This window comes from Thermodesulfobacteriota bacterium, from assembly GCA_030583865.1.
Classification (GTDB): domain Bacteria; phylum Desulfobacterota; class GWC2-55-46; order GWC2-55-46; family GWC2-55-46; genus UBA5799.
The window spans coordinates 678,362-697,126 of record CP129479.1 but is presented as its reverse complement, the minus strand read 5'-3'; the positions used below and the strand labels follow the sequence as shown (position 1 = coordinate 697,126).

Genomic DNA, 18,765 nt, shown 5'->3' with positions numbered 1-18,765 from the left:
GGGCTTTTTATTCCCTGCAAGCGGTTTACTTTCCTTCCGCGCCCTCCGGCTGAGCTGCAGGCGCCTTCTTTTTCCCGAAAAGCCATGCCACTATTATTCCAATCCCGTAGAGGACCATAAGCGGCCCTGCCATGAGCATCTGGTTGAATATGTCCGGGGTCGGGGTTATGACCGCGGAGGCGACCAGTATCAAGACGAGCGCGTACCTCCACCAGAGCGCGAGCTGACGGGCAGACACTATCCCGAGCCTTGAGAGGACGAGCATGGCGAGCGGGAGCTGGAATACGAGCCCGAAGGCCACGAGGAGCCGCGTGGCGATGGAGAAGTACTGCCCCATCGACAGGAAGGGCTTCAGGCCCTCGGTAGAGTAGCTCAAGAGGTACTTGAAGCCGAACGGGAAGACGACCCCGAAGGCGAAGGCCGCGCCCCCGGCAAAGAGGACGACCGAAAAGAAGACCGTGAAGAGGAACCAGCGCCTTTCGTTATTGTACAGCCCCGGCGCGACAAAAACCCAGGCCTGATAGAGGACCACCGGGCTCGCGGCTATGATCCCGCCGAGGAGCGCCACTTTCAGGTAGATGAAGAAGGGCTCGACGACTCCCGTAAAGACCATGAAGTCCTGCCCCTCGGGAAGGGCGCTGACAAGCGGCGAGGCCAGGAGCCAGTATAGCCTCTCCGAGAAGTAATAGCAGGCGATGAAGCCTGCCGCGACCGCGGCAACCGAATAGATGAGCCTCCGCCGGAGCTCCCGGAGGTGCTCGGTAAGCGGCATCCTCCCGTCTTCCGGCGTCATGCCTCTTCCTTGTCCTTCCCCGGGACGGGCTCAGGTGCCTGCGCCTTTTCCGGCCCTCTTGCGCCGGTCTGGGCGGCGGCCTCCCTGAAGCTCTTCTTGACCTCTTCCCCGGCCTTCATGAACTCGGTATACGCCTTGCCGAGCGCCTTTGCCATTGCCGGAAGCTTTTCCGGGCCGAGGGCTATCAAGGCCACGATGAGGACCAGTATGAGTTCGCCTATCCCTATCCCGAACATCCCTTTACCTCGGCGGCGGCACCACGAGCACCGGGCAAGGAGATTTCCTCATCACCCGCTCGGTGGTGCTCCCGAATATGACCCTGTCCACGCGCGCCTTGCCGAAGGTGCCCATGACCACTACGTCCGGGTCGACGGTCTTCACCTGCTTTAGTATCTCCTTGTATGGCTCGCCTTCGAGGAGGTCGGTCTCGACATCAGGAAAGCCCTTGAACCTCGTCTCCACGAACTTCCTGAGCATGTCTTTCGCGCTCGCCCTCATCTCCTCGTCGAGCTTGTCGAACGAGAGGTGCGGCAGGTAGAAGCCCCTTGCCTCGCGGCTCGTCTCCATCACATGGACCACCCGGAGCCTGGCTTTATACTTCTCGGCGAGCGAGAGGGCGTACCCTGCGGCGTGTATCGAGGCACCGGAGAAGTCGGTGGGAAAAAGTATCTTCTGTATCCTGGGCTTTTTCGTCCTGGGCGGCATGGGGCTCCTTTCCTTAGGAACGTTTGGTCAGCCGAAATTCCGTTCTTTTTCAGTATCTTATATCAAGAACGCCGTGTTTTCAACAGCATTCGGTCCGTGGTTCAGATGGCAAGGGCCTTTATCCGCCCAAGGACCCGCTCTCTTATCGCCGCAGGCTTCGGAAGCTCCTCAGTAGCCTCCCCTTCCCTCAAAAGCGGCTTAAGGAGCATCTCGAACTCGCCCCCGCACGCGCATTTTGCCTGCCCGCCCAGGGGGGATATCACCCTACTTCCGCAGGCAACGCACCTTCCGACCTCCTTGGCCCCTGACCACTTGCCCCGTTTGGCGAGAGGCTCCCCCTCTATCTCCATTATGTCCATCGCGAAGTCCACGACCGGGGCGTTGCTTATGGCGGTCCCGACCCCGAAGGCATCGACGAGCGGTCTGAGTTTCGAGACCTCGTCCTCGTCCAGGCCGCCCGAGGCGAATATGCGGACGTCCTTGTAGCCGCGGAGGTCAAGCTCCCACCTCACCTCCTCGCATATCCTCAAGAAGTCGCCGCGCCTCGACGCGGGCGTATCGAGGCGGACGGCGTGGAGGCGCCCTTCCATGCCCTCGGCGCACCTTATGGACTCGAACTTCTCGTCGTTGAAGGTATCCACGAGAGCCACCCTCTTTACCTTCGGGTCCACCACCTCGTCAAAGGCCTTAACCGCCTCGACCGTGTCCCCGAGGACGAGTATGAGCGAGTGCGGCATCGTGCCCATCGGGTCGATATCAAGCAACTCGGCGCTGACGACCACTGCCACGCCGTCGCATCCGCCGATATAAGCGGCCCTTTCGATCATGGGGGCTATCGCGGGGTGCATCCTCCGTGCGCCGAAGCTTACGATAGTCCTCTCGCCCGCCGCTATCCTTAAGCGGGCGGATTTCGTGGCCACTCCCGTAGCCTGGCAGATAAGCCCCAGCAGCGCTGTCTCGAAGACGCAGAACTCCTGGTACCTCCCCTCTATCTCCATGACAGGCTCCCAGGGGAGGAATACCTCTCCCTCACGCATGCACCTCAGGTTCACCTTTTTCCCCTTCATCAGGTGCGCCACTTCCTCAACCCCGGCGAGCACGCCCCACCCGTAAGGGCCCGGGAGCTTTTTCGCGAAGAACTCGGCCCTCACGCGCTTGTCCACGCCCTTTGCCTTCAGTATCTCGAGCGTCCTCGCGAAGTAGATGTCGGTTACCCTGCCGCTCCTTATGGCCTCCGGGTCGGAGATATGGAACATGCGGCCTCCTTTGCTAACGGTACCGGACCAGCCGGAACGCCTTGTACATGAGCGCCACGGCGACCCCGGCAACGAAGCCCCCTATGTGGGCGAACCAGGCTATGCCCGCCCCGGCGGAAAGGCCCGAGCTCAATACCTGGAAGAGGAACCAGAAGCCCAGGAAGAGGACGGCCGGGAGCCGCGCCATGCTTATAAAGAGCGGAAGGATGACCAGGGTCTGCACCTGCGCCCTCGGGAACAGCATGAAGTAAGCGCCCAGCACCCCCGCGATAGCGCCGCTCGCGCCGACCATGGGCACGATTGACCCCGGCTCGATGAGTATATGGACCATGCTCGCGGCAACGCCGGCCGCGAGATAGAAAAAGAGGAACCTGAAGTGCCCGAACCTGTCCTCGACGTTGTCTCCGAAAATCCAGAGGAAGAGCATGTTACCGCCGAGGTGGAGCAGCCCGCCGTGGACGAACATGGCGGTCAGGAGTGTAAGCTCCACAGGGAGGACGTCAACCGGCCTCACCTCTGCCATGCTCGTCAACTCGGCGGGTATTGCGGCAGTCGCGTATATGAAGCGTTCGAGCCCGTTTACGTCAAGGGTGAGCTGATAGAGGAAGACCGCCGCGTTCAGGACGAGGAGCGCCACTGTCACGTACGGGTATGTCCTCGATGGTATGTCGTCCCTGATAGGTATCATGACGGGGGCCGCCCTGAGCCCGGCTGGGCCTGGTATTCATTTCCCCTGGCAAAGCCCATCAGGGCAATTTCCGATTGATAGATTATCTCGAAGGCCGTGTTCTTGTCCTTGAACACAAACCCTCTCTTAGCATTCACGGACATCCTTGTCAAGGTCGGGGTGAGCCTCTCTAGGGTTATATATATGGTATGCGCCCTTGTTACGGCCGTCATCTCCGTCTTGTTGTGCTCCCTTTCGCGCCTGACCACCTTGAGGGCCATCCATCTCGAGGCTTCGAGGGTCGCGCGCTCGACCTCCTCAATGGGGCTCGTTATGGTCCTGTAGGCGATGTTCGTCAGCGTGTACGAGATGCCGCCGCCGGCGCCGGCCAGGACCGCCGGGAGCGCCGCCGGGAGAAGCGGCGCGACCGGCACTGCCGCGCACCCGTTCATGAGCACGGCAAAAGCCGCCGCTATCATGCATATGCCCGGAACCTTGCCGCTCCTCATCGCGCCCCCTTCCAGTTCAGGCCGGGTTATGGCCCTGATCCATAATTATACCAGCGATGGCAGCATCAAGGGCCAGGCCCGGCCCCTCGCCCCCCCTGATTGACAGGATTTCGTAATCTGATAACCTTTAGGTAGGCCGGTAGGGCCAAAAAGGAGGGCAGGATGGATACGGTACAGGCCATCAAGGAAAGGCGCTCCATCAACTTCTTCGACCCGGCAAAGGAACTTTCAGAGAGCGCCATCAGGGAGCTCCTCGGCCTCGCGAACCTAGCTCCGTCTTCCTTCGACCTCCAGCCGTGGAAGGTGGTCGTGGTTACGGACCCGGAAAGGAAAAAGACCCTCCGGGCCTGCGCCATGAACCAGCAGAAGGTGGAGGAGGCCCCGGCCGTCCTCATAGTCATAGCCGACCCGGCCGGTGTCGAGGAGAACATGGACAGGGTGCTTGAAAGCTGGCAGGCGCTCGGGTACATGAGGCCCGAGATGCGGGGCTCGTACGCGGACATGATAAAGAGCCTTTACGGCGCCAGGGACAGCTTGACCAGGAAGCTCTTCGCGGCGAAGAACGCCTCGCTCTTTGCCATGACCCTCATGATAGCCGCAAAGGGCATGGGCCTTGAAAGCCACCCGATGGACGGCATAGACGAGGCCTGCATAAAGAAAGAGTTCAACATACCCGAGGACAAGATAATCCCGATGCTGATAGCCGTCGGCACGCTGAAGCCCGGAGGGAGCCTCCTGCCGAGGGCGTTCAGGCGCGAGCTCGACGAGTTCGCGTCATTCCAAACATACCGAAAGTGAGGGAAGACATGGAAAGAGACGCCAGGATAAAGCTTTCAGGGAATCCGGTCACGCTCATCGGGCCTGAGCTCAAGGCCGGGGACAAGGCCCCGGATTTCATGCTCGTGAATAACGAGATGAACGAGGTCACCCTCAAGGACTTCCAGGGCAAGACAAAGCTCATAAGCGTGGCCATATCCGTGGATACGAGCGTCTGCGATTCACAGCTCAGGACATTCAACGAAAAGGCGGCCTCGCTCGGCAAGGACATAGCCGTCCTGAACGTCACGATGGACCTGCCGTTCACGCTCAAGAAGTTCTGCGGGACCGCGGGCATAAAGAACGCGATGGCGCTCTCGGACTACAGGTACGCCTCCTTCGGGACGAACTACGGCGTCCTCATGAAGGGACTCCGGCTGCTTGCCCGTTCTGTCTTCATCGTCGATTCGCGGGACAATATCGCCTATGTGGAGATATTGCCCGAGTCAACCGGCAGCGTGGACTTCGACGGGGCGCTGAAGGCCCTCTCCGGGCTCCCAGCCGGCGGCAGGGCGGCCTAAGCTCCGTTCCGCGGCCATGATCATAATCAGGCGCCAGGAAGACATTTACCAGGCCAGGGGGGCCATCCAGGACGGCACATTCACCGGACGCTGGCACTTCCCTTTCGGCGGATACCGCGACCCTGAAAACCCGGGCTTCGGCTCCCTCTGGGTCTTTAACGACGACACCCTTTCGCCCGGCGCGACCTGGCCCCTCCACCCGCACCGCGAGATAGAGGTCGTAACCTACTGCGCCAGGGGCGAGTTCCGCCACGCCGACGAGCGCGGAAAAGGCGGGGTGCTGAAAAAGGGCTGGGTCCAGCATACGACCGTCGGGAGCGGCATGCTCCACTCAGAGATAAACAACAGCCCCGACGAGCCCATGCGCTTCATCCAGATGTGGTTCCACCCCTCCAGAAAGGGCCTCAAGCCCTCGGTCGAGCAGAAGCCTGTGGAAAGGCGCGAACGGACCAACAGGCTCGCAAGGCTCGTCTCGCCCGATGGCGACGGCGCACTCGGCATAAACTCAGATGCCAGGGTCCTCGCCTCCTATCTCGAAAAAGGAAATGGCCTTTCCTACGCCCTCTGGCCCAAAAGGGGCGGATACCTTTATGTGGTCGAAGGCGGTCCGGTCGTCGTCAACGGCAATGAGGTGGAAGCGCTCGGCGCGGCCAGGGCAGAAGACGAAAACGAGCTGGTCATAAAAGCCCTCGAAGACTCCGAACTCCTCCTCGTGGACGCCCTATTACCCTGAAAGGCCGCCGAGAGCCTTGGGGGGACCTTTTTATAAAAAGGTTTTAGAGCCGTTGTATGCACAAAGGGCTCAGGAGGCTAATTGCCTCATGAATCACATTCGCATCCATCGGACCTAACACTCTCTCCAAAAATTTTTAGTTCTCCTGAGAGTCCCCCCTCCATTTTGAGGGGGGACTCTCAGGAGAAGAACTGAAAGTCTTTGAAGGGGGTTTGGGGGGAACTTTCTGCAGAAAGTTCCCCCCAAGAATTTCCGGCAGCCTGTCAGGGCTTATAGTACATGAGCTGGCGTGCGTAGGGTTCGATCATCTGGGAGAAGCGGCGGGCCTCCTTGAGCTTAAGGGGCTGAAAGGCGCTTGCTGCTTCGGCGTTTTCAGTGAGCTGGTCGGTATTGTCGCAGCCGACCACGGCCGTTGAGATGGGCTGGGTGAGCGCGTAGCTGAGTAAAAGCCTTTTCGGGGCCTGGAAGAGGCCTTTCATGTAGACCTTCATGCCGGCTATGGCGGTGTCCTTTGCGCTGGCGACCGGCACAATCTCGTCGACAAAGCACTTGTAGAAGGGCTCTGCCGGATTTACCGGGACCAATACGGCGTCGAAGTCGAAGGCTTCGAGGCAGGCCTTTATTACCGCCGGGTCCTGATGGCCTGTTACGCCTATGTGTTTCACAAGCCCCTTGTCCCTGGCCTCGATGAATGCTTCGAGCGCGCCTCCGGGGGCGAATATACGGCTTACGTCGTCAGGGGTCCTGACGTCGTGGATATACCACAGGTCGAGATAGTCGGTCTTCATGTTCCGGAGCGTCTCGCCGAGGTGCTCAAGCGCGCCTTTTTTGTCACGGGCGTGCGACTTGCTCGCGAGGAATACCTTGTCCCGGCGTTCCCTGAGCGAGAGGCCGAAGTAGGACTCGCTCCCTGAATAAGCCCTGGCGGATTCCATGTAGTTTATCCCCAGGTCCAGGGCCGCGTTTATGAGCGCGTCCGCCTCCTTCTCCTTGCCGAAGGTCCTCAGGACCCCTTCGCCTCCGAGGCCGAGTATGGTCACCTCGGCCCCAGTCCTACCGAACTTCCTTTTAGGTATCGGCCTTTCCATCTTTTAAGTATAGCACCGGTCCTTTCCCGTACTCCCCCTTTTGCCGGGGCCATGATGTTATATAATAAAGGTGGGCCGAGGTAAACCGGATTTTTCTCCCTTGACCCGTTTTGTTTGATAAAATCCCGCTCGGAGGTCCGGTGGAAAAGGAGGCGAGGGACAAGGCTCCGCACCCTGTAGCCGCCATGCTCTCAAGGAGGGGGTTCGACGTGCTCGTCTCGGACCCGACCCAATACCTCTTTTTCCCGCCGGACCTTGAGAGGCCTTTCGAGGACGAGCTCTACGGGATGCTCAAGAAATACTCATTCAGGCTTTTCGTAAGGGACGTCATAAGGAACAGGCGGTCTTTCATGGCAGGCGACCTCTTGAAGTATTCGAGCCTCGAATGGGTCGAAAGGTATCTCAAGTTCCTCCTTGAAAGGAAGGTAATCGAAGAGACCGGGGGCGGCGCGTACAGGTTGAAGGCCGAGGCGGTCTTCAGCTTCGGGGACACCCTCGAATGGTTCGTGGCGAACGTCTTTGAAAGGGAGTTCTCCTCCCCCGCGCTCTGGGGCGTGCGGCTCAAGGGCGGGGAGGCCGGGGGAGACTACGACGTGGTGGCGTCGGTCGAGGGGAGGCTCGTCTACGTGGAGGTAAAGTCCTCTCCGCCGAAGAACATAGAGGAGCCCGAGGTAGCGGCGTTCATAAGGAGGGTCCTTGAGCTTCGCCCCTCGCTGGCGATATTCCTGGAGGATACGCGCCTCAGGATGAAGGACAAGATAATGCCCTTTTTCGAAGGCCTCCTCAAAGGCAGGGCCGTCGAGAGGGTAGAGGGAGAGACCTTCACGGTCGAAGGGAGGCTATTCGTCACGAACAGCCACCCCGGGCTCGTGAATAACCTTGCGCTATGCGTCCGTGAGCACCTGCGGCCCCGCGCGTTCTGGGCTGATTAGCTCGCATTAAGGGGAACACATTCCATGACTGACGTATCCATAACCAGATGCGCCTCCTACGAAAGGGCCGCTGTCATGAAGGCGGTCGAGGACGCGGTAGGCCTGCTTGGCGGCATTGAAAGCTTCGTAAGGCGCGGGGAGCGCATACTGGTAAAGCCCAATCTACTGGCGGCAAAGCCCCGGGATGCAGCTGTCACGACCCACCCCGAGGTCGTGAGGGCAGTGCTCGCGCTCGTAAAAGAGGCCGGGGCGACGCCTGTAATCGGCGACAGCCCCGGTTTCGGGAGCGCCAGGGCTGTCGCCAAGAAGTGCGGCGTGCTCGACATCGCGGAAGAGATGGGGGTGGAGATAATAGAGCTTTCGACCCTCGTCATCGCCGAGAACCCCGGCGGCCATACTTTCAGGAGGCTCGAGGTCGCGAAGGAGGCTATCGAGTGCGACGGAATAGTAAACCTCCCGAAGCTTAAGACCCACGTACAGATGTACCTTACGATGGCGGTAAAGAACCTCTTCGGGTGCGTGCCCGGGAAGCTCAAGCCCCAGTGGCACCTCTCTGCCGGAGTCGAGAGCCGGTACTTCGCGGACATGCTCCTCGACCTCTCCCTTTACCTCGCCCCCAGGCTCACAGTGATGGACGGCGTCGTGGCAATGCAGGGAAACGGCCCGGGTAGCGGAGAGCCAAGGGAGCTCGGCCTCATATTCGCGGGCCGGGACTGCGTAAAGATGGATTCGACCGCGGCCTCGGTACTCGGCGCATCATGGAGGGACGTTCCCATACTCAGGGCCGCTTCGAAACGGGGGCTTGAATGCAGGCCGGAGAGGGTCGCGGTTTCGGGCGAGGACCCGGCAAGGCTGAGGATACGGGACTTCGTCTTCCCCCCGCAGTCGAACGTCAACTTCGCCGCCGGTTTCCCCGGGTTTCTCGACAGGTCGCTGAGAAAGGCCCTGACATCAAGGCCCCATGTTGACGATAAAAATTGCACGCTCTGCGGCGTATGCGTGGGCGTATGCCCGGCAGGAGTAATGGAGAAGACGTCCCGGATCGAGATAGAGTACGACAGGTGCATCAGGTGCTACTGCTGCCAGGAGCTATGCCCCGAGGGGGCCATCTCGCCGAGGGACGGCTGGCTCAAAAGGCTTATACCGGGGTTCTGAAATCTTCAGGTAACGGCATTTTTGTGTCATGGCGTGATCGGGGTCGGTTTCCGCAAAAAGCGTCTCCAATCGAATTGACCGTCCGGCAAGGACTCCGGATTGGCTCTTGCAGGCCGGGAATTTCTAATATATACTCAAAGATTGTGAAGCCGTAACTACCCGAATAAACGGCAAAAGTACCGCGCGGGCCCCTTTGCCGCGCATAAAGGCGTCTGCGATGGAAAAATGTTCGCCTGAACGGACCCATTCAAAAATGCCGCCGTCAACACGAGGCCTTAAGGCCTTTGTCGCGGCGCTGCTGGGCGCTTCCCTCCTTTTCGGCCACGCCATTGCCGGAGGGGGCATCGAAGTCCCCATAAACCCAACTCCGCAGGGGCCGCCCGAGGGCTGGCAGGTGAAGGAGTGGAAGGGCAAGGCCGACTTCAAGGTCGTCCAGGAGGATTTCGGGCCTGCGATACACCTGAAGAGCGAAAGTACCTCTTCGGCGCTCTACAAGGACGTTGAGTTCGAGCTCAAGGAGTACCCCTATCTGAGCTGGAGATGGAAGGTAGCGAGCCTTCCCCGGGGCGCTGACGTCCGGGAGAAATCGAAGGACGACCAGGCAGCGCAGGTCTATGTGATCTTCCCCAGGTGGCCCGCCGCGGTCAACAGCAAGGTGGTGGGCTATATCTGGGACACCTCGGCCCCAGCGGGCAGCTCGGTCAGAAGCACGAAAACAGGCAATACGAGGTATATAATATTGAAGAGCGGCCCTGACGGGCTCGGAGCCTGGCATAGCGAAACGCGTAACGTCTACGAGGACTACAAGAAGCTTTTCAACGAAGAGCCCCCGCGGATCGGGAAGGTTTCGGTCATGATAGATTCCGATGACACAAGGAGCTCGGCGGAATCCTTTATCGGGGATATCCGCTTTTCTAACGCCCCGCCTTACGGAAAAAAACCTTAAGGCAACCTCTAAAAATTAGAGATTTTTCCCGAAATCAAGGAAGGCCGGGAATAAAAAAGCGGAGCATATATGATAATATGTGAGCATTTTTATTCCCGGCCTGACACAGAGTCCGGGGAAAAGATCAATTTTTAGTGTTTGCCTTAAACCTGAAACCCTTTAGGGCACCTTCATCCGAAAGGCGCTTTCTTGGAAGACCAGACCCGAAAAAAAAGGCGGATACTCCCCTGGCTGGTAATCGGCTCCTCGGTACTGGCGCTCTCTATACTCGTTTATCTACTTTTCATGCCGCTCGACCTCACGAGGTATGCGCACAGGATAGAATCGATTATCGAGTCGCGCGTTGACGGCGAGGTGCGGCTCGGGAGGGTCGTCCTCAAGGTGCTTCCCAGCCCCGACCTCGAAGTCTCAAGGGCAGAGGTCCTCCACGGGGGCGAGACGCTTTTTACCGCGGACCGCGCGCATGCCAGGCTCTCTCTCCTGCCGCTCCTCCGGGGGCATGCGGTTTTCCAGAAGCTTGAGCTCGCAAACCCCGACCTTGTGCTCAGGAGGTACGGCGACGGGACCCTGAACATATCGAGGTTCCTCGGGGTCGAAAGGCCGCCCGAGGAGGACCGCGAGCGGGAGGTGTTCGTAAAGACGCTCGACTTGAGGAACGGGCGGGCGGTCTTTATTGACGAGCTCCCTGAAAGGGCCGCGCGGTTCGAGGTCTCTGGGATCAACGCGATGGCGGAAAGGACCGGGGACGTATATACCTTCGGCGCGGACGGGACGCTCCTGCCTACAACGCCGCTCGCCCTCTCGGGGAAGATAGACGAGGAAGGTTCCGTAAACGGGCGAGGGTCTGTCGAGGGGCTTCGGCTCTCCGCCTTCAACCCCTACATACGTGAGAAGGTCCCGGGCGCGTCCGTCGAAGGCAGGGTGGACCTCGACCTCTCCTATGTCATTAACAAAGAGGACATGCTGAGGGCCGACCTCTCGTACAGTGGGCTTGAAGCCTCGCTCCCTTCCCTTTTCAGGGAACCTATAGTATCGCCGTCGGGCTCGGGGACCATGAGGGTGTCACGCGGCGAGGAGGCCGAGGAGACCGGCCTCGCCTTTGAGGAGATAGATATAGAGATGGCCGGGTTCAGGGTGAAGGGCCGGTTCGAGGTAAGCGGCCCGGGAGGCGAGAGGACCTTTTCCCTCGAGGCCTTTACGAGCCCGGTCCCGCTCGAAAAACTCCTTGAATTCCTGCCTATAAGGGCCATGCCGGCGAGGGCAGCTGAAAGGATAGAGACGATCGTGCCTCTCGGCGGCACCGTAACGCTTGACGAGCTGAGGATGGCGGGCCGCCTGGATGAGCTTAAAATGCAGCCCATCCTTGATGGACAGGTAAGCGCGTCCGCTTCCGCGTCCATCGACAACGCGGCGTTCAGGTACAAGGGGCTCGAAAAGCCCTTCCAGGACATATCCGGGAAGGTCTCCTTCAAGGACTCGGCCCTGACCGTATCCGGTTTCTCCGGGAGGTACGGAAAAGAAATAGTAAGGCGCCTCGGCGGCACGGCAAAGGACCTTTCAGGGGATGCGCCGTTCGACGCCTCGTTCGAGGCGTCGATGGACATGGAAGAGACCGCAGGCCTCATACAGAGCTTCGCCAAAGGGGAGGCCAGAAAAAGGCTCGAAAAGGCTGACGTTACAGGGAGCATGCTTTTGAACGCCAGTATTTCAGGGGCGCTGCGGAAAAGGGTTCCGCTTGAATATTCAGGGGACGCCGTAATAAGGGAAGGCGCGCTCTCATACGAGGGCATACCCGCAGGAATAAGCTCCCTTGACGCAAAGGCCTCGTTCGATGAAGGCACTCTCCGCGTACATGAATCAAGGGCGATCGTCGAGGGCTCGACCGTCGCCCTTTCCGGCGTTGTCGAAGGCTACAGGAGGCCCGGCCCGCGCTTTAACCTGACTGCGAGCGGAGGCCTGAATGCCGAAACGCTCAAGGCGTTTATAAAAAGGGACGACATCGTGGTCGCCGGGGCAATGCCGTTCTCCCTGGCGGCTGAGGGCAGGCCGGAAGACTGGAGCGCAAGGGCCGAGGTCGACGCTACAGGCTCCCGGGTATCCTTCGGGAGGCTGGTCGAGAAGGCCGAAGGCTTCCCGCTCCGCGCAAACGCCGCGGGGGGGCGGAGGGACGGGGAGACCGTTATCGAAGAGGCCGGCGTGAACATGGGGGGGTCGGCTGTAAGCGGGAGCGGCTCGTTCAGGGGCGCGGGCGATTACGCCCTCTCCATCAAATCCGATGGGCTTCTCATAGCCGACCTTGACGAGGTCTCCCCGCTACTCAGGAGGGACTTCCCGTCATCGGGCCTCGTTTCTTTTTCCGTGAGGACTCAAAAGTCGCCTGGAGAAAGGCCGGTTTATGAAGGAGCGGTCGGCATAAGGGATGGGCGGTTCGAGACCGAGCTGCTTAAAAACCCGGTAGAGAACGTGGAGGCGACAGCCGAGCTCGATGGCAACAGCGCCTCTCTCCTGATAGGGAATATCGCAACCGGCTCAACGCGCATGAGCGGGAGGATAGACCTCGTCAATATCGCTGAAAGGATCGTGGGCTTCTCAATAGACTTCCCCAGTTTCCATATAACGGACGTCCTCCCGAGGAAGAGAGAGGAGAAGGAAGACGGAGGGGAGGGGTTCCGGGAAAGGCTCCGAAGGGAAGCGGTAAAGCTTAATGGCGCGGGCTCGATAAGCGCTGCGGAAGGGACCCTCTGGGGCCACCGGTTCGAGTCCTTTTCTACGAACGTCGAGCTAGGGAGGAATATCGCCATTTTCAACCCGGCGTCCATCAACATGCACGAGGGGACAATTTCAGGGAGCGCGATATACTTCATCGACAAGGACGAGCCCCTCGTCTTCACGACTGACCTCAACCTTGCCAATGTACAGACGCGGAGCATGCTTGAGGCCTTTGGCGTTCAAAGGCGGGTCCTCTCCGGCGCCCTCGGCGGAAGCCTGCTCCTCTCGGGCACGAGGGGGGCCGAGCCCTTCCGGCAGGGACTTAACGGCTATGCGGCCCTGGCCACGGGAGGCGGCAGGCTCTGGCGTTTCGGCTTCATATCCGACATCTTCGCCATAGTGAACATACTCACGATAGACGAGTTGCTGCGCGGCTCGGGCCTGCCGCACAGGGGCATAGATGGTAGCTTCATGATGACTGACGGCGTTATCTCGACGGACGACCTCTTCCTCGACAGCAACGTCATGCGCATGTCCGCCGTAGGCGAGATAAGCACCCCGGCGCTGGCCATAGACGCTACGATCGCGCTGCACCCGTTCGTCACCCTGGACAGGCTAATATCCAACATACCGCTTGCGGGCTGGGTGATAACAGGGGACGATGACAGCACCGTGAGCCTCTATTTCGAGATGGAAGGCGACTTGAGGAAGCCGTCGGTCACGCCCATGCCCGTGAAATCCATAAGAAGGAACATCTTCGGCATCATCGAGAGGCTCTTGAGGGCCCCGTTCAAACTATTCGAATAAGGAGGAGGGTAGTCCCCATGCAGGGTTTCTGGAACAGGCTTAAGGCCAATTGGTACAGGAAGGGGCTCGACCACACCGATTTCCCCGAGAAGGCCCTCTCCGTGATACTCACGAGGGCCGCTGACGCGAAGACCTTCCTCGACATAGGCGCTGGGTGCGGCACTCTTGCCATGCCGCTTGCGAAGGCCGGGAAAAGAGTGACTGCGCTCGACTCTTCGGCTGCCATGATCGAGATACTCAGGGAAGACATGGCAAGGGACAGGATACGGGGCATAAAGCCTGTTCAGGCGGAATGGGGGAAGGTGGAGATAAAGCAGCACGACGCGGTCATCTGCGCGAACGTCCCCACGCTCCTTTCCGACCCCGAGGAGAACCTGAAGGAGATGGACCGCCTTGCGAGGAAGGCGGTATTCATCATCGAGAACGCCGACCCAATGGCCGACAAGTTCTACTACAGGGAGCTCTATCCGCTCCTCTTCAACAAGCCTTTCGGCGAGAGGGCCGACTACTTCAAGACCTACTCCGCTCTCCATTCGCTCGGCGTCTTTGCGAACGTCGAGATAATCGAATACGATTTCGACCAGCCTTTCGAGAACCTGGACGAGGCCGTGGAATTCTGGAAGGAGTACATCGGCATCGTGACCGAGGAGCACGACAGGAAACTAAGGGACTATCTCGGAGGCAAGCTCGTCAAGAAAAAGGGCGTGCTGCTTGCGAAGTTCCACAAAAGGTCGGCTGTCATGTGGTGGAGAAAGGGAAAGGGCTGAAAAGGGCTATTAATACGCGTCTATCAGCTTGCTGAAAAACTCCGTTTTTATTCAGGCTGCTCAAAAAGCTCCAGATGCGAGGCCCCATTAGGAACAGGGGAGCGAGGAATGAGGCGTACTTTTCGTGTACGCCTTCGTAGCCAGCGACGTAGCCTTCGACGCAGATGGACTTTTTCAGCAGCCTGCTAGAAGCTGTGGCTGCTCTTCATGAGGAGGGAAACGCCGAGATAGGTGAATAGGACCACGAAGAAGCCCAGGACCGTAGCGATGGAGAGCCCCACGCCGCGCCACTCCCTCACGTACCACGCGTGCATGGCCCCCGCGTAATAGAACCAGACTATGAACGACCATATGACCTTCGGCTCCCAGAGCCAGTAGGTGCCCCAGGCGAGATACGCCCACACCGCCCCGGCGAACATTGAGGCGGAAAAGAAAAAGAAGCCCCACAGTATGCTCTTTGCGGCTATCTCCTGGAACTTCTTTATGTCCTCCGCCTGGACCCCCTTCCATTTCTTCCAGAGGTATATGACCGCCCCTGAAAAGGCGAGCGTAAATAGCGCGTAGGCCGCGAACGAGGATATGACGTGCGTCTCGAACCAGATGGTGCGGAGGACGAGCGTAAGCGGCCCGCCCGGCTTCTCGTTCATGAGGGCGAAGAAGAGGGCGAGTACGGCCACGGGCAGGGTTATGACCTCGGTCTCCCGCTCGTCGTACCTGAATATCACGATCGCGCTCACGAGTACGGTCGTCCAGCTGAAAAAGACGAGAGTTTCGTACATGGAGGCCATCGGGGCATGGCCCGTCGTAACTATGCGCTCGATGAGCCCCCCGGAATGGACGAGGAGGCCAAGGACCAGGAGCCATTTGGACGCGCTCCCGAGCTTTTTCGAGCCGGAGGCGTGGTGGACTATGACGGTGATTACGCTCAGGATGTAGAACGTAATTGCGGCTATAAGGAACGGCTTCATCGTGCTGCCAACATTCTCCTAAGTGTCCGGGCCGGCCCCGGCAGGATGTGCCCGGCGCTTTTGCGAGAGCCCGGGCGGGCTCCGTTCACATCATTCATGCAACCTCTAAAAATCAGAAATTTTCCTCGCAATCGAGGAAGGCCGGGAATAAAAAGCGGAGCATATATGACAATATGTGAGCATTTTAATTCCCGGCCTGACAAAGAGTCCGGGGAAAAGGTCAATTTTTAGAGGTTGCATATCAAAGGGATTTTACAGGTTGAGGCCCGGAAAGTAAAGCCCTACCTGCCGCGCTCCTCCGGCCATATGTAGGTATGGATCTGGAGCTGCAGCCTGACCCGCAACCCGTCCCTGATTATCCAGTCGGCGAGGTCCCTGGGTTCGAGATCGGGCTTCACGGGCGCGAAGAGCACTTTTTCGGTCCTGCCCCGGAGCACCTCTTCCATGAACTCCTTGGCCCAGTCGTAGTCGCCCCTGTCGGCGACCACGAGCTTTATCTCGTCCTCCGGGGTTATGTGGGAGAGGTTATCAAGTAGAAAGGAGCCGGCATGCCCGCTTGAAGGGCACTTCACATCGACTATCTTTATGACCCTCTCGTCGAGGCCGGAGACCGGCACGGAGCCGTTGGTCTCGATGAGCACGGTTCGGCCCTTGTCCGCGAGCATCCGGGCAAGTTCCTTCGTCTCCTCCTGCATGAGCGGCTCGCCCCCGGTTATCTCGACGAGCCCGCAGTCGCCGTAGCGCGCAACTTCCCTCATGACCTCGCCTATCGAAAGCTCGCTCGCCTCGTCAGGGACCCTGGCGTAAGGGGTGTCGCACCACCTGCACCCGAGGTTGCAGCCCGCAAGCCTTATGAAAACACAGGGTAGACCGGCATAGCTCGACTCCCCCTGGATACTCTTGAATATCTCATAGACCAGCATCTTTTTCTTTCCCGCCTTTCCCGTCCGTCCCCTTTGCGGCCTCTCCCATTCCGCCGCCGGGCAGCTCCTTTTTGGCCGGGGGCCTTCCGAACTCCTTGAAGCTCCTCGCGAGCGTCTCCAGCCTCGCCTCGACAAGCCGGTTCACGCTCCCCTCAGGAAAGCCGCCCTTCTCGTCCCTTTCTCCGACCGGCATGCCGGTCAATATCTCGAGGCCTTCGTCAACGTGCTCTATCGGGTATATCGCGAACTTCCCGTCCCTTACGGCCTCAACGACCTCCCTCTTGAGCATGAGGTTCTTGACGTTCCTTCTCGGTATTATTACCCCCTGTCCGCCCGTGAGCCCCTTGGCCTTGCATATCTCGAAAAACCCTTCTATCTTCTCGTTCACGCCGCCGATGGGCTGCACCTCGCCCCTCTGGTTCATGGAGCCGGTTACAGCTATGCCCTGGTCCAGCGGTACGCCCGAGAGGCCCGAATAGAGGGCGTATATCTCCGTGCACGTCGCGCTGTCGCCCTCTATTTCTTCATATAGCTGCTCGAAGGTTATGGACGCCGAGAGGGTGAGGGGGAACCTCTGGGCGAACCTCTCGCCCAAAAAGCTCGTGAATATCATGAGGGCCTTGTTGTGGATGCGGCCGCTCATCTTCACTTCCCGCTCTATGTTTACGACCCCGGCATCTCCCATGAAGACCCTGGCCGTCACCCTCGAAGGCTTGCCGAAGGCGTAGTCGCCCGGGTCGAGGATGGCGAGGCCGTTCACCTGGCCGACCACCTTCCCGGCGGTCGCGACCATTAGCGTATCTTCCCTTATGTAGTCCCGGAGCTTATCCGATATTTTCGAGTTCCTGTAGACCCGCTCTGAATCGGCCTTCTCCACGTGCGAGGCCGAAACGGTCCCGGCCCCCTCGACCCCGGCCCAATAGCTCGCCTCCACGATTATGTTCGTCACCTCGTTGAACCTGGCCGAGAGCTTCTCCCTGTCGCCGGCAAGCCGCGCGCCGGACTCCACGACCTTCGCCACACCTGTCCTGTCAAAGGGGATGAGCCCCTCCTCCCTGCACCTGGTGGCTATGAAGTGCGCGTACTTCTCGATATTCGCATCGGTCCTCGGCATGACGGTATCGAAGTCTGCCTTGACCTTGAAGAGCTTCCTGTATTCGGTATCGAGGTTGTAGAGGAGGTAGTAGATGAACGGCTCGCCTATGATGACGAGCTTTATGTTCACCGGGATGGGCGCCGGCTTTAAAGTCGTGGCCGAAACGATCCTGTACTGCTCCCACGGGTCCTCTATGCGCGCCTCCCTGTTCTTTATCATCCTCTTCAGGGAATCGTAGACGAATATGTTCCGGAGTATGTCGAGGGCGTTGACGATGAGGTATCCGCCGTTTGCCTTGTGCACGCTCCCGGGCTTTACCATCGTGAAGTCGGTGGTCGCGGCCCCGAGCTGCACCTTGTACTCGATCCTCCCGAAAAGGTTGGTGTACGTGGGGTTGGACTCGTACACGACAGGCGCGCCCTCGGACTCCCTGTTGCCGACGAAGAGGTTCACCTTGTAGCGCTCGAAGGAGGGCTCGGGTTTCTGGAGCCTCAGGCCCCCGATTGCGAGCGGGACCTCCTCCTTGGGCCTGAAGTCGTCGATGTTGTTCAGGATATTCTCCTTGACCTTGTAGAGGTAGTCCACAACCCCCTTGAACTCCTTGAACTTGTCGAGGAGCTCGTTTATCGCGGGGTTCACAACGTACTGGACGACCTCCCTGTCGAGGGCGTTTATCCGTTCCTTGGTCTCCTTCTCAATCGTCCGGGCCTCCCTTATGGCGTCCGAGAGCTTGTCCTGCATGACTGCAAGGTCCTGCTCGATTATCGCCCTCCGCTCCGGCGGCAGGGACTCGAACTCCTCCTGGCTCATGGGCTTGCCGTTCTTGGCCGGCACTACCGCGAGGCCGCTGACGGTCTTCTTGAGGACGAGCCCCCTTTCCATGGCCCTCTGCTCGAGCCTGAAAAAAAGCGCCCTTGTCCGTTCCTGCTGCCCCTCGATTATCTCGTCCCTGTGCTTCTCGTAGTCCTTGGACTCGAAGACCTTCGGTATGTCGCGCAGGAGCGTCTCCACGAGATCGTCCATCTCGGCGGCGAAGTCGGCACCCCTGCCGGGCGGCAGGCTTATGGCCGTCGGCGTGTCCACGTCCTCGAAGTTGAAGACATAGCACCAATCGTCCGGCACTGGCTCGCCCTTGGCCTTGGCCTCGATAATCTCCTTTATCGAGGTGGATTTCCCCACCCCCGTGTCGCCCAGGACGAAGATATTATAGTTGTGGTTTGTGATGCCGAGGCCGAACTGGATGGAGCGGAGCGCCCTGTCCTGGCCTATTATCTCCTGGAGGGACGCGATCTCGTTCGTAGTGGCGAAGGAGAACCTCTCGGGGCTGCACCTCCAGGCGAGCTCTTCGACCGGCAACCGCTTCTCTCTGGACAT

18 protein-coding genes are annotated in these 18,765 nt (G+C 59.5%); 8 read left to right on the top strand and 10 right to left on the bottom strand.

Annotated elements, in window-relative coordinates; all coding sequences use genetic code 11:
- Window positions 1-25: 25 nt before the first annotated feature.
- The 6 genes from tatC to QY316_03290 form a co-directional block, all read right to left on the bottom strand.
- The gene (tatC, locus tag QY316_03315) at window positions 26-793 is read right to left on the bottom strand and encodes a twin-arginine translocase subunit TatC (protein ID WKZ33451.1); all 768 of its coding nucleotides are present in this window, start codon (window positions 791-793) and stop codon (window positions 26-28) included.
- Window positions 790-1,029, bottom strand: coding sequence for a twin-arginine translocase TatA/TatE family subunit (locus QY316_03310; GenBank protein WKZ33450.1), 240 nt, complete (start codon window positions 1,027-1,029; stop codon window positions 790-792). Before QY316_03310 ends, tatC begins: the two co-directional genes overlap by 4 nt.
- 4 nt (window positions 1,030-1,033) lie before the next feature.
- On the bottom strand, window positions 1,034-1,498 hold the full coding sequence (locus QY316_03305; protein WKZ33449.1) for a universal stress protein: 465 nt from the start codon (window positions 1,496-1,498) through the stop codon (window positions 1,034-1,036).
- A 101-nt stretch (window positions 1,499-1,599) separates the two neighbouring features.
- Window positions 1,600-2,754 (bottom strand): nicotinate phosphoribosyltransferase, encoded by a 1,155-nt coding sequence (locus tag QY316_03300; protein WKZ33448.1) that lies wholly within the window; start codon window positions 2,752-2,754, stop codon window positions 1,600-1,602.
- Window positions 2,755-2,767: 13 nt separating this feature from the next.
- Entirely contained in the window at window positions 2,768-3,442 is a 675-nt protein-coding gene (locus QY316_03295) for a rhomboid family intramembrane serine protease (protein WKZ33447.1), read from the bottom strand.
- Window positions 3,439-3,930 (bottom strand): DUF3568 family protein, encoded by a 492-nt coding sequence (locus QY316_03290; protein ID WKZ33446.1) that lies wholly within the window; start codon window positions 3,928-3,930, stop codon window positions 3,439-3,441. Before QY316_03290 ends, QY316_03295 begins: the two co-directional genes overlap by 4 nt.
- Window positions 3,931-4,092: 162 nt before the next feature.
- On the opposite strand from QY316_03290, the gene QY316_03285 reads away from it, so the two are divergent.
- The 3 genes from QY316_03285 to QY316_03275 are packed head-to-tail and all read left to right on the top strand — an operon-like array spanning window position 4,093 to window position 6,000.
- Window positions 4,093-4,728 (top strand): nitroreductase family protein, encoded by a 636-nt coding sequence (locus QY316_03285; GenBank protein WKZ33445.1) that lies wholly within the window; start codon window positions 4,093-4,095, stop codon window positions 4,726-4,728.
- 8 nt (window positions 4,729-4,736) lie between these two features.
- Window positions 4,737-5,267 (top strand): thiol peroxidase, encoded by a 531-nt coding sequence (gene tpx, locus QY316_03280; GenBank protein WKZ33444.1) that lies wholly within the window; start codon window positions 4,737-4,739, stop codon window positions 5,265-5,267.
- Between the two features lie 16 nt (window positions 5,268-5,283).
- On the top strand, window positions 5,284-6,000 hold the full coding sequence (locus QY316_03275; GenBank protein ID WKZ33443.1) for a pirin family protein: 717 nt from the start codon (window positions 5,284-5,286) through the stop codon (window positions 5,998-6,000).
- A gap of 263 nt (window positions 6,001-6,263) precedes the next feature.
- Here QY316_03275 and QY316_03270 read toward each other — a convergent pair whose 3' ends face one another.
- Window positions 6,264-7,088 carry an aldo/keto reductase gene (locus QY316_03270; GenBank protein ID WKZ33442.1) on the bottom strand — a complete coding sequence of 275 codons (825 nt, stop codon included), beginning with the start codon at window positions 7,086-7,088 and terminating at the stop codon, window positions 6,264-6,266.
- Between the two features lie 140 nt (window positions 7,089-7,228).
- Here QY316_03270 and QY316_03265 point away from each other — a divergent pair, with 140 nt between their 5' ends.
- From QY316_03265 to QY316_03245, 5 genes are all read left to right on the top strand, one after another.
- Complete coding sequence (locus QY316_03265) at window positions 7,229-8,020, top strand: hypothetical protein (protein ID WKZ33441.1); 792 nt, start codon at window positions 7,229-7,231, stop codon at window positions 8,018-8,020.
- Window positions 8,021-8,044: 24 nt separating this feature from the next.
- The gene (locus QY316_03260; protein ID WKZ33440.1) at window positions 8,045-9,175 is read left to right on the top strand and encodes a DUF362 domain-containing protein; all 1,131 of its coding nucleotides are present in this window, start codon (window positions 8,045-8,047) and stop codon (window positions 9,173-9,175) included.
- 217 nt (window positions 9,176-9,392) lie between these two features.
- Window positions 9,393-10,121: a DUF3047 domain-containing protein gene (locus QY316_03255; GenBank protein ID WKZ33439.1), complete on the top strand. Its 729-nt coding sequence runs from the start codon at window positions 9,393-9,395 to the stop codon at window positions 10,119-10,121.
- 189 nt (window positions 10,122-10,310) lie between these two features.
- Window positions 10,311-13,637, top strand: coding sequence for an AsmA-like C-terminal domain-containing protein (locus tag QY316_03250; GenBank protein ID WKZ33438.1), 3,327 nt, complete (start codon window positions 10,311-10,313; stop codon window positions 13,635-13,637).
- A 17-nt stretch (window positions 13,638-13,654) separates the two neighbouring features.
- Window positions 13,655-14,404, top strand: a complete 750-nt coding sequence (locus QY316_03245; GenBank protein ID WKZ33437.1) for a methyltransferase domain-containing protein — start codon at window positions 13,655-13,657, stop codon at window positions 14,402-14,404.
- 185 nt (window positions 14,405-14,589) lie between these two features.
- Here QY316_03245 and ccsA read toward each other — a convergent pair whose 3' ends face one another.
- The 3 genes from ccsA to QY316_03230 form a co-directional block, all read right to left on the bottom strand.
- Window positions 14,590-15,372, bottom strand: coding sequence for a cytochrome c biogenesis protein CcsA (ccsA, locus tag QY316_03240; protein ID WKZ33436.1), 783 nt, complete (start codon window positions 15,370-15,372; stop codon window positions 14,590-14,592).
- 281 nt (window positions 15,373-15,653) lie between these two features.
- Window positions 15,654-16,295, bottom strand: a complete 642-nt coding sequence (locus QY316_03235; protein ID WKZ33435.1) for a radical SAM protein — start codon at window positions 16,293-16,295, stop codon at window positions 15,654-15,656.
- Window positions 16,282-18,765, bottom strand: coding sequence for an ATP-binding protein (locus QY316_03230; protein ID WKZ33434.1), 2,484 nt, complete (start codon window positions 18,763-18,765; stop codon window positions 16,282-16,284). The genes QY316_03235 and QY316_03230 overlap by 14 nt, the downstream gene beginning before the upstream one ends.

Bases quoted from the DNA above. Each gene is read 5' to 3' on its own strand.
- tatC (WKZ33451.1), bottom strand. From the start codon at position 793: ATGACGCCGGAAGACGGGAGGATGCCGCTTACCGAGCACCTCCGGGAG.
- QY316_03310 (WKZ33450.1), bottom strand. From the start codon at position 1,029: ATGTTCGGGATAGGGATAGGCGAACTCATACTGGTCCTCATCGTGGCC.
- QY316_03305 (WKZ33449.1), bottom strand. From the start codon at position 1,498: ATGCCGCCCAGGACGAAAAAGCCCAGGATACAGAAGATACTTTTTCCC.
- QY316_03300 (WKZ33448.1), bottom strand. From the start codon at position 2,754: ATGTTCCATATCTCCGACCCGGAGGCCATAAGGAGCGGCAGGGTAACC.
- QY316_03295 (WKZ33447.1), bottom strand. From the start codon at position 3,442: ATGATACCTATCAGGGACGACATACCATCGAGGACATACCCGTACGTG.
- QY316_03290 (WKZ33446.1), bottom strand. From the start codon at position 3,930: ATGAGGAGCGGCAAGGTTCCGGGCATATGCATGATAGCGGCGGCTTTT.
- QY316_03285 (WKZ33445.1), top strand. From the start codon at position 4,093: ATGGATACGGTACAGGCCATCAAGGAAAGGCGCTCCATCAACTTCTTC.
- tpx (WKZ33444.1), top strand. From the start codon at position 4,737: ATGGAAAGAGACGCCAGGATAAAGCTTTCAGGGAATCCGGTCACGCTC.
- QY316_03275 (WKZ33443.1), top strand. From the start codon at position 5,284: ATGATCATAATCAGGCGCCAGGAAGACATTTACCAGGCCAGGGGGGCC.
- QY316_03270 (WKZ33442.1), bottom strand. From the start codon at position 7,088: ATGGAAAGGCCGATACCTAAAAGGAAGTTCGGTAGGACTGGGGCCGAG.
- QY316_03260 (WKZ33440.1), top strand. From the start codon at position 8,045: ATGACTGACGTATCCATAACCAGATGCGCCTCCTACGAAAGGGCCGCT.
- QY316_03255 (WKZ33439.1), top strand. From the start codon at position 9,393: ATGGAAAAATGTTCGCCTGAACGGACCCATTCAAAAATGCCGCCGTCA.
- QY316_03245 (WKZ33437.1), top strand. From the start codon at position 13,655: ATGCAGGGTTTCTGGAACAGGCTTAAGGCCAATTGGTACAGGAAGGGG.
- ccsA (WKZ33436.1), bottom strand. From the start codon at position 15,372: ATGAAGCCGTTCCTTATAGCCGCAATTACGTTCTACATCCTGAGCGTA.
- QY316_03235 (WKZ33435.1), bottom strand. From the start codon at position 16,295: ATGCTGGTCTATGAGATATTCAAGAGTATCCAGGGGGAGTCGAGCTAT.
- QY316_03230 (WKZ33434.1), bottom strand. From the start codon at position 18,765: ATGTCCAGAGAGAAGCGGTTGCCGGTCGAAGAGCTCGCCTGGAGGTGC.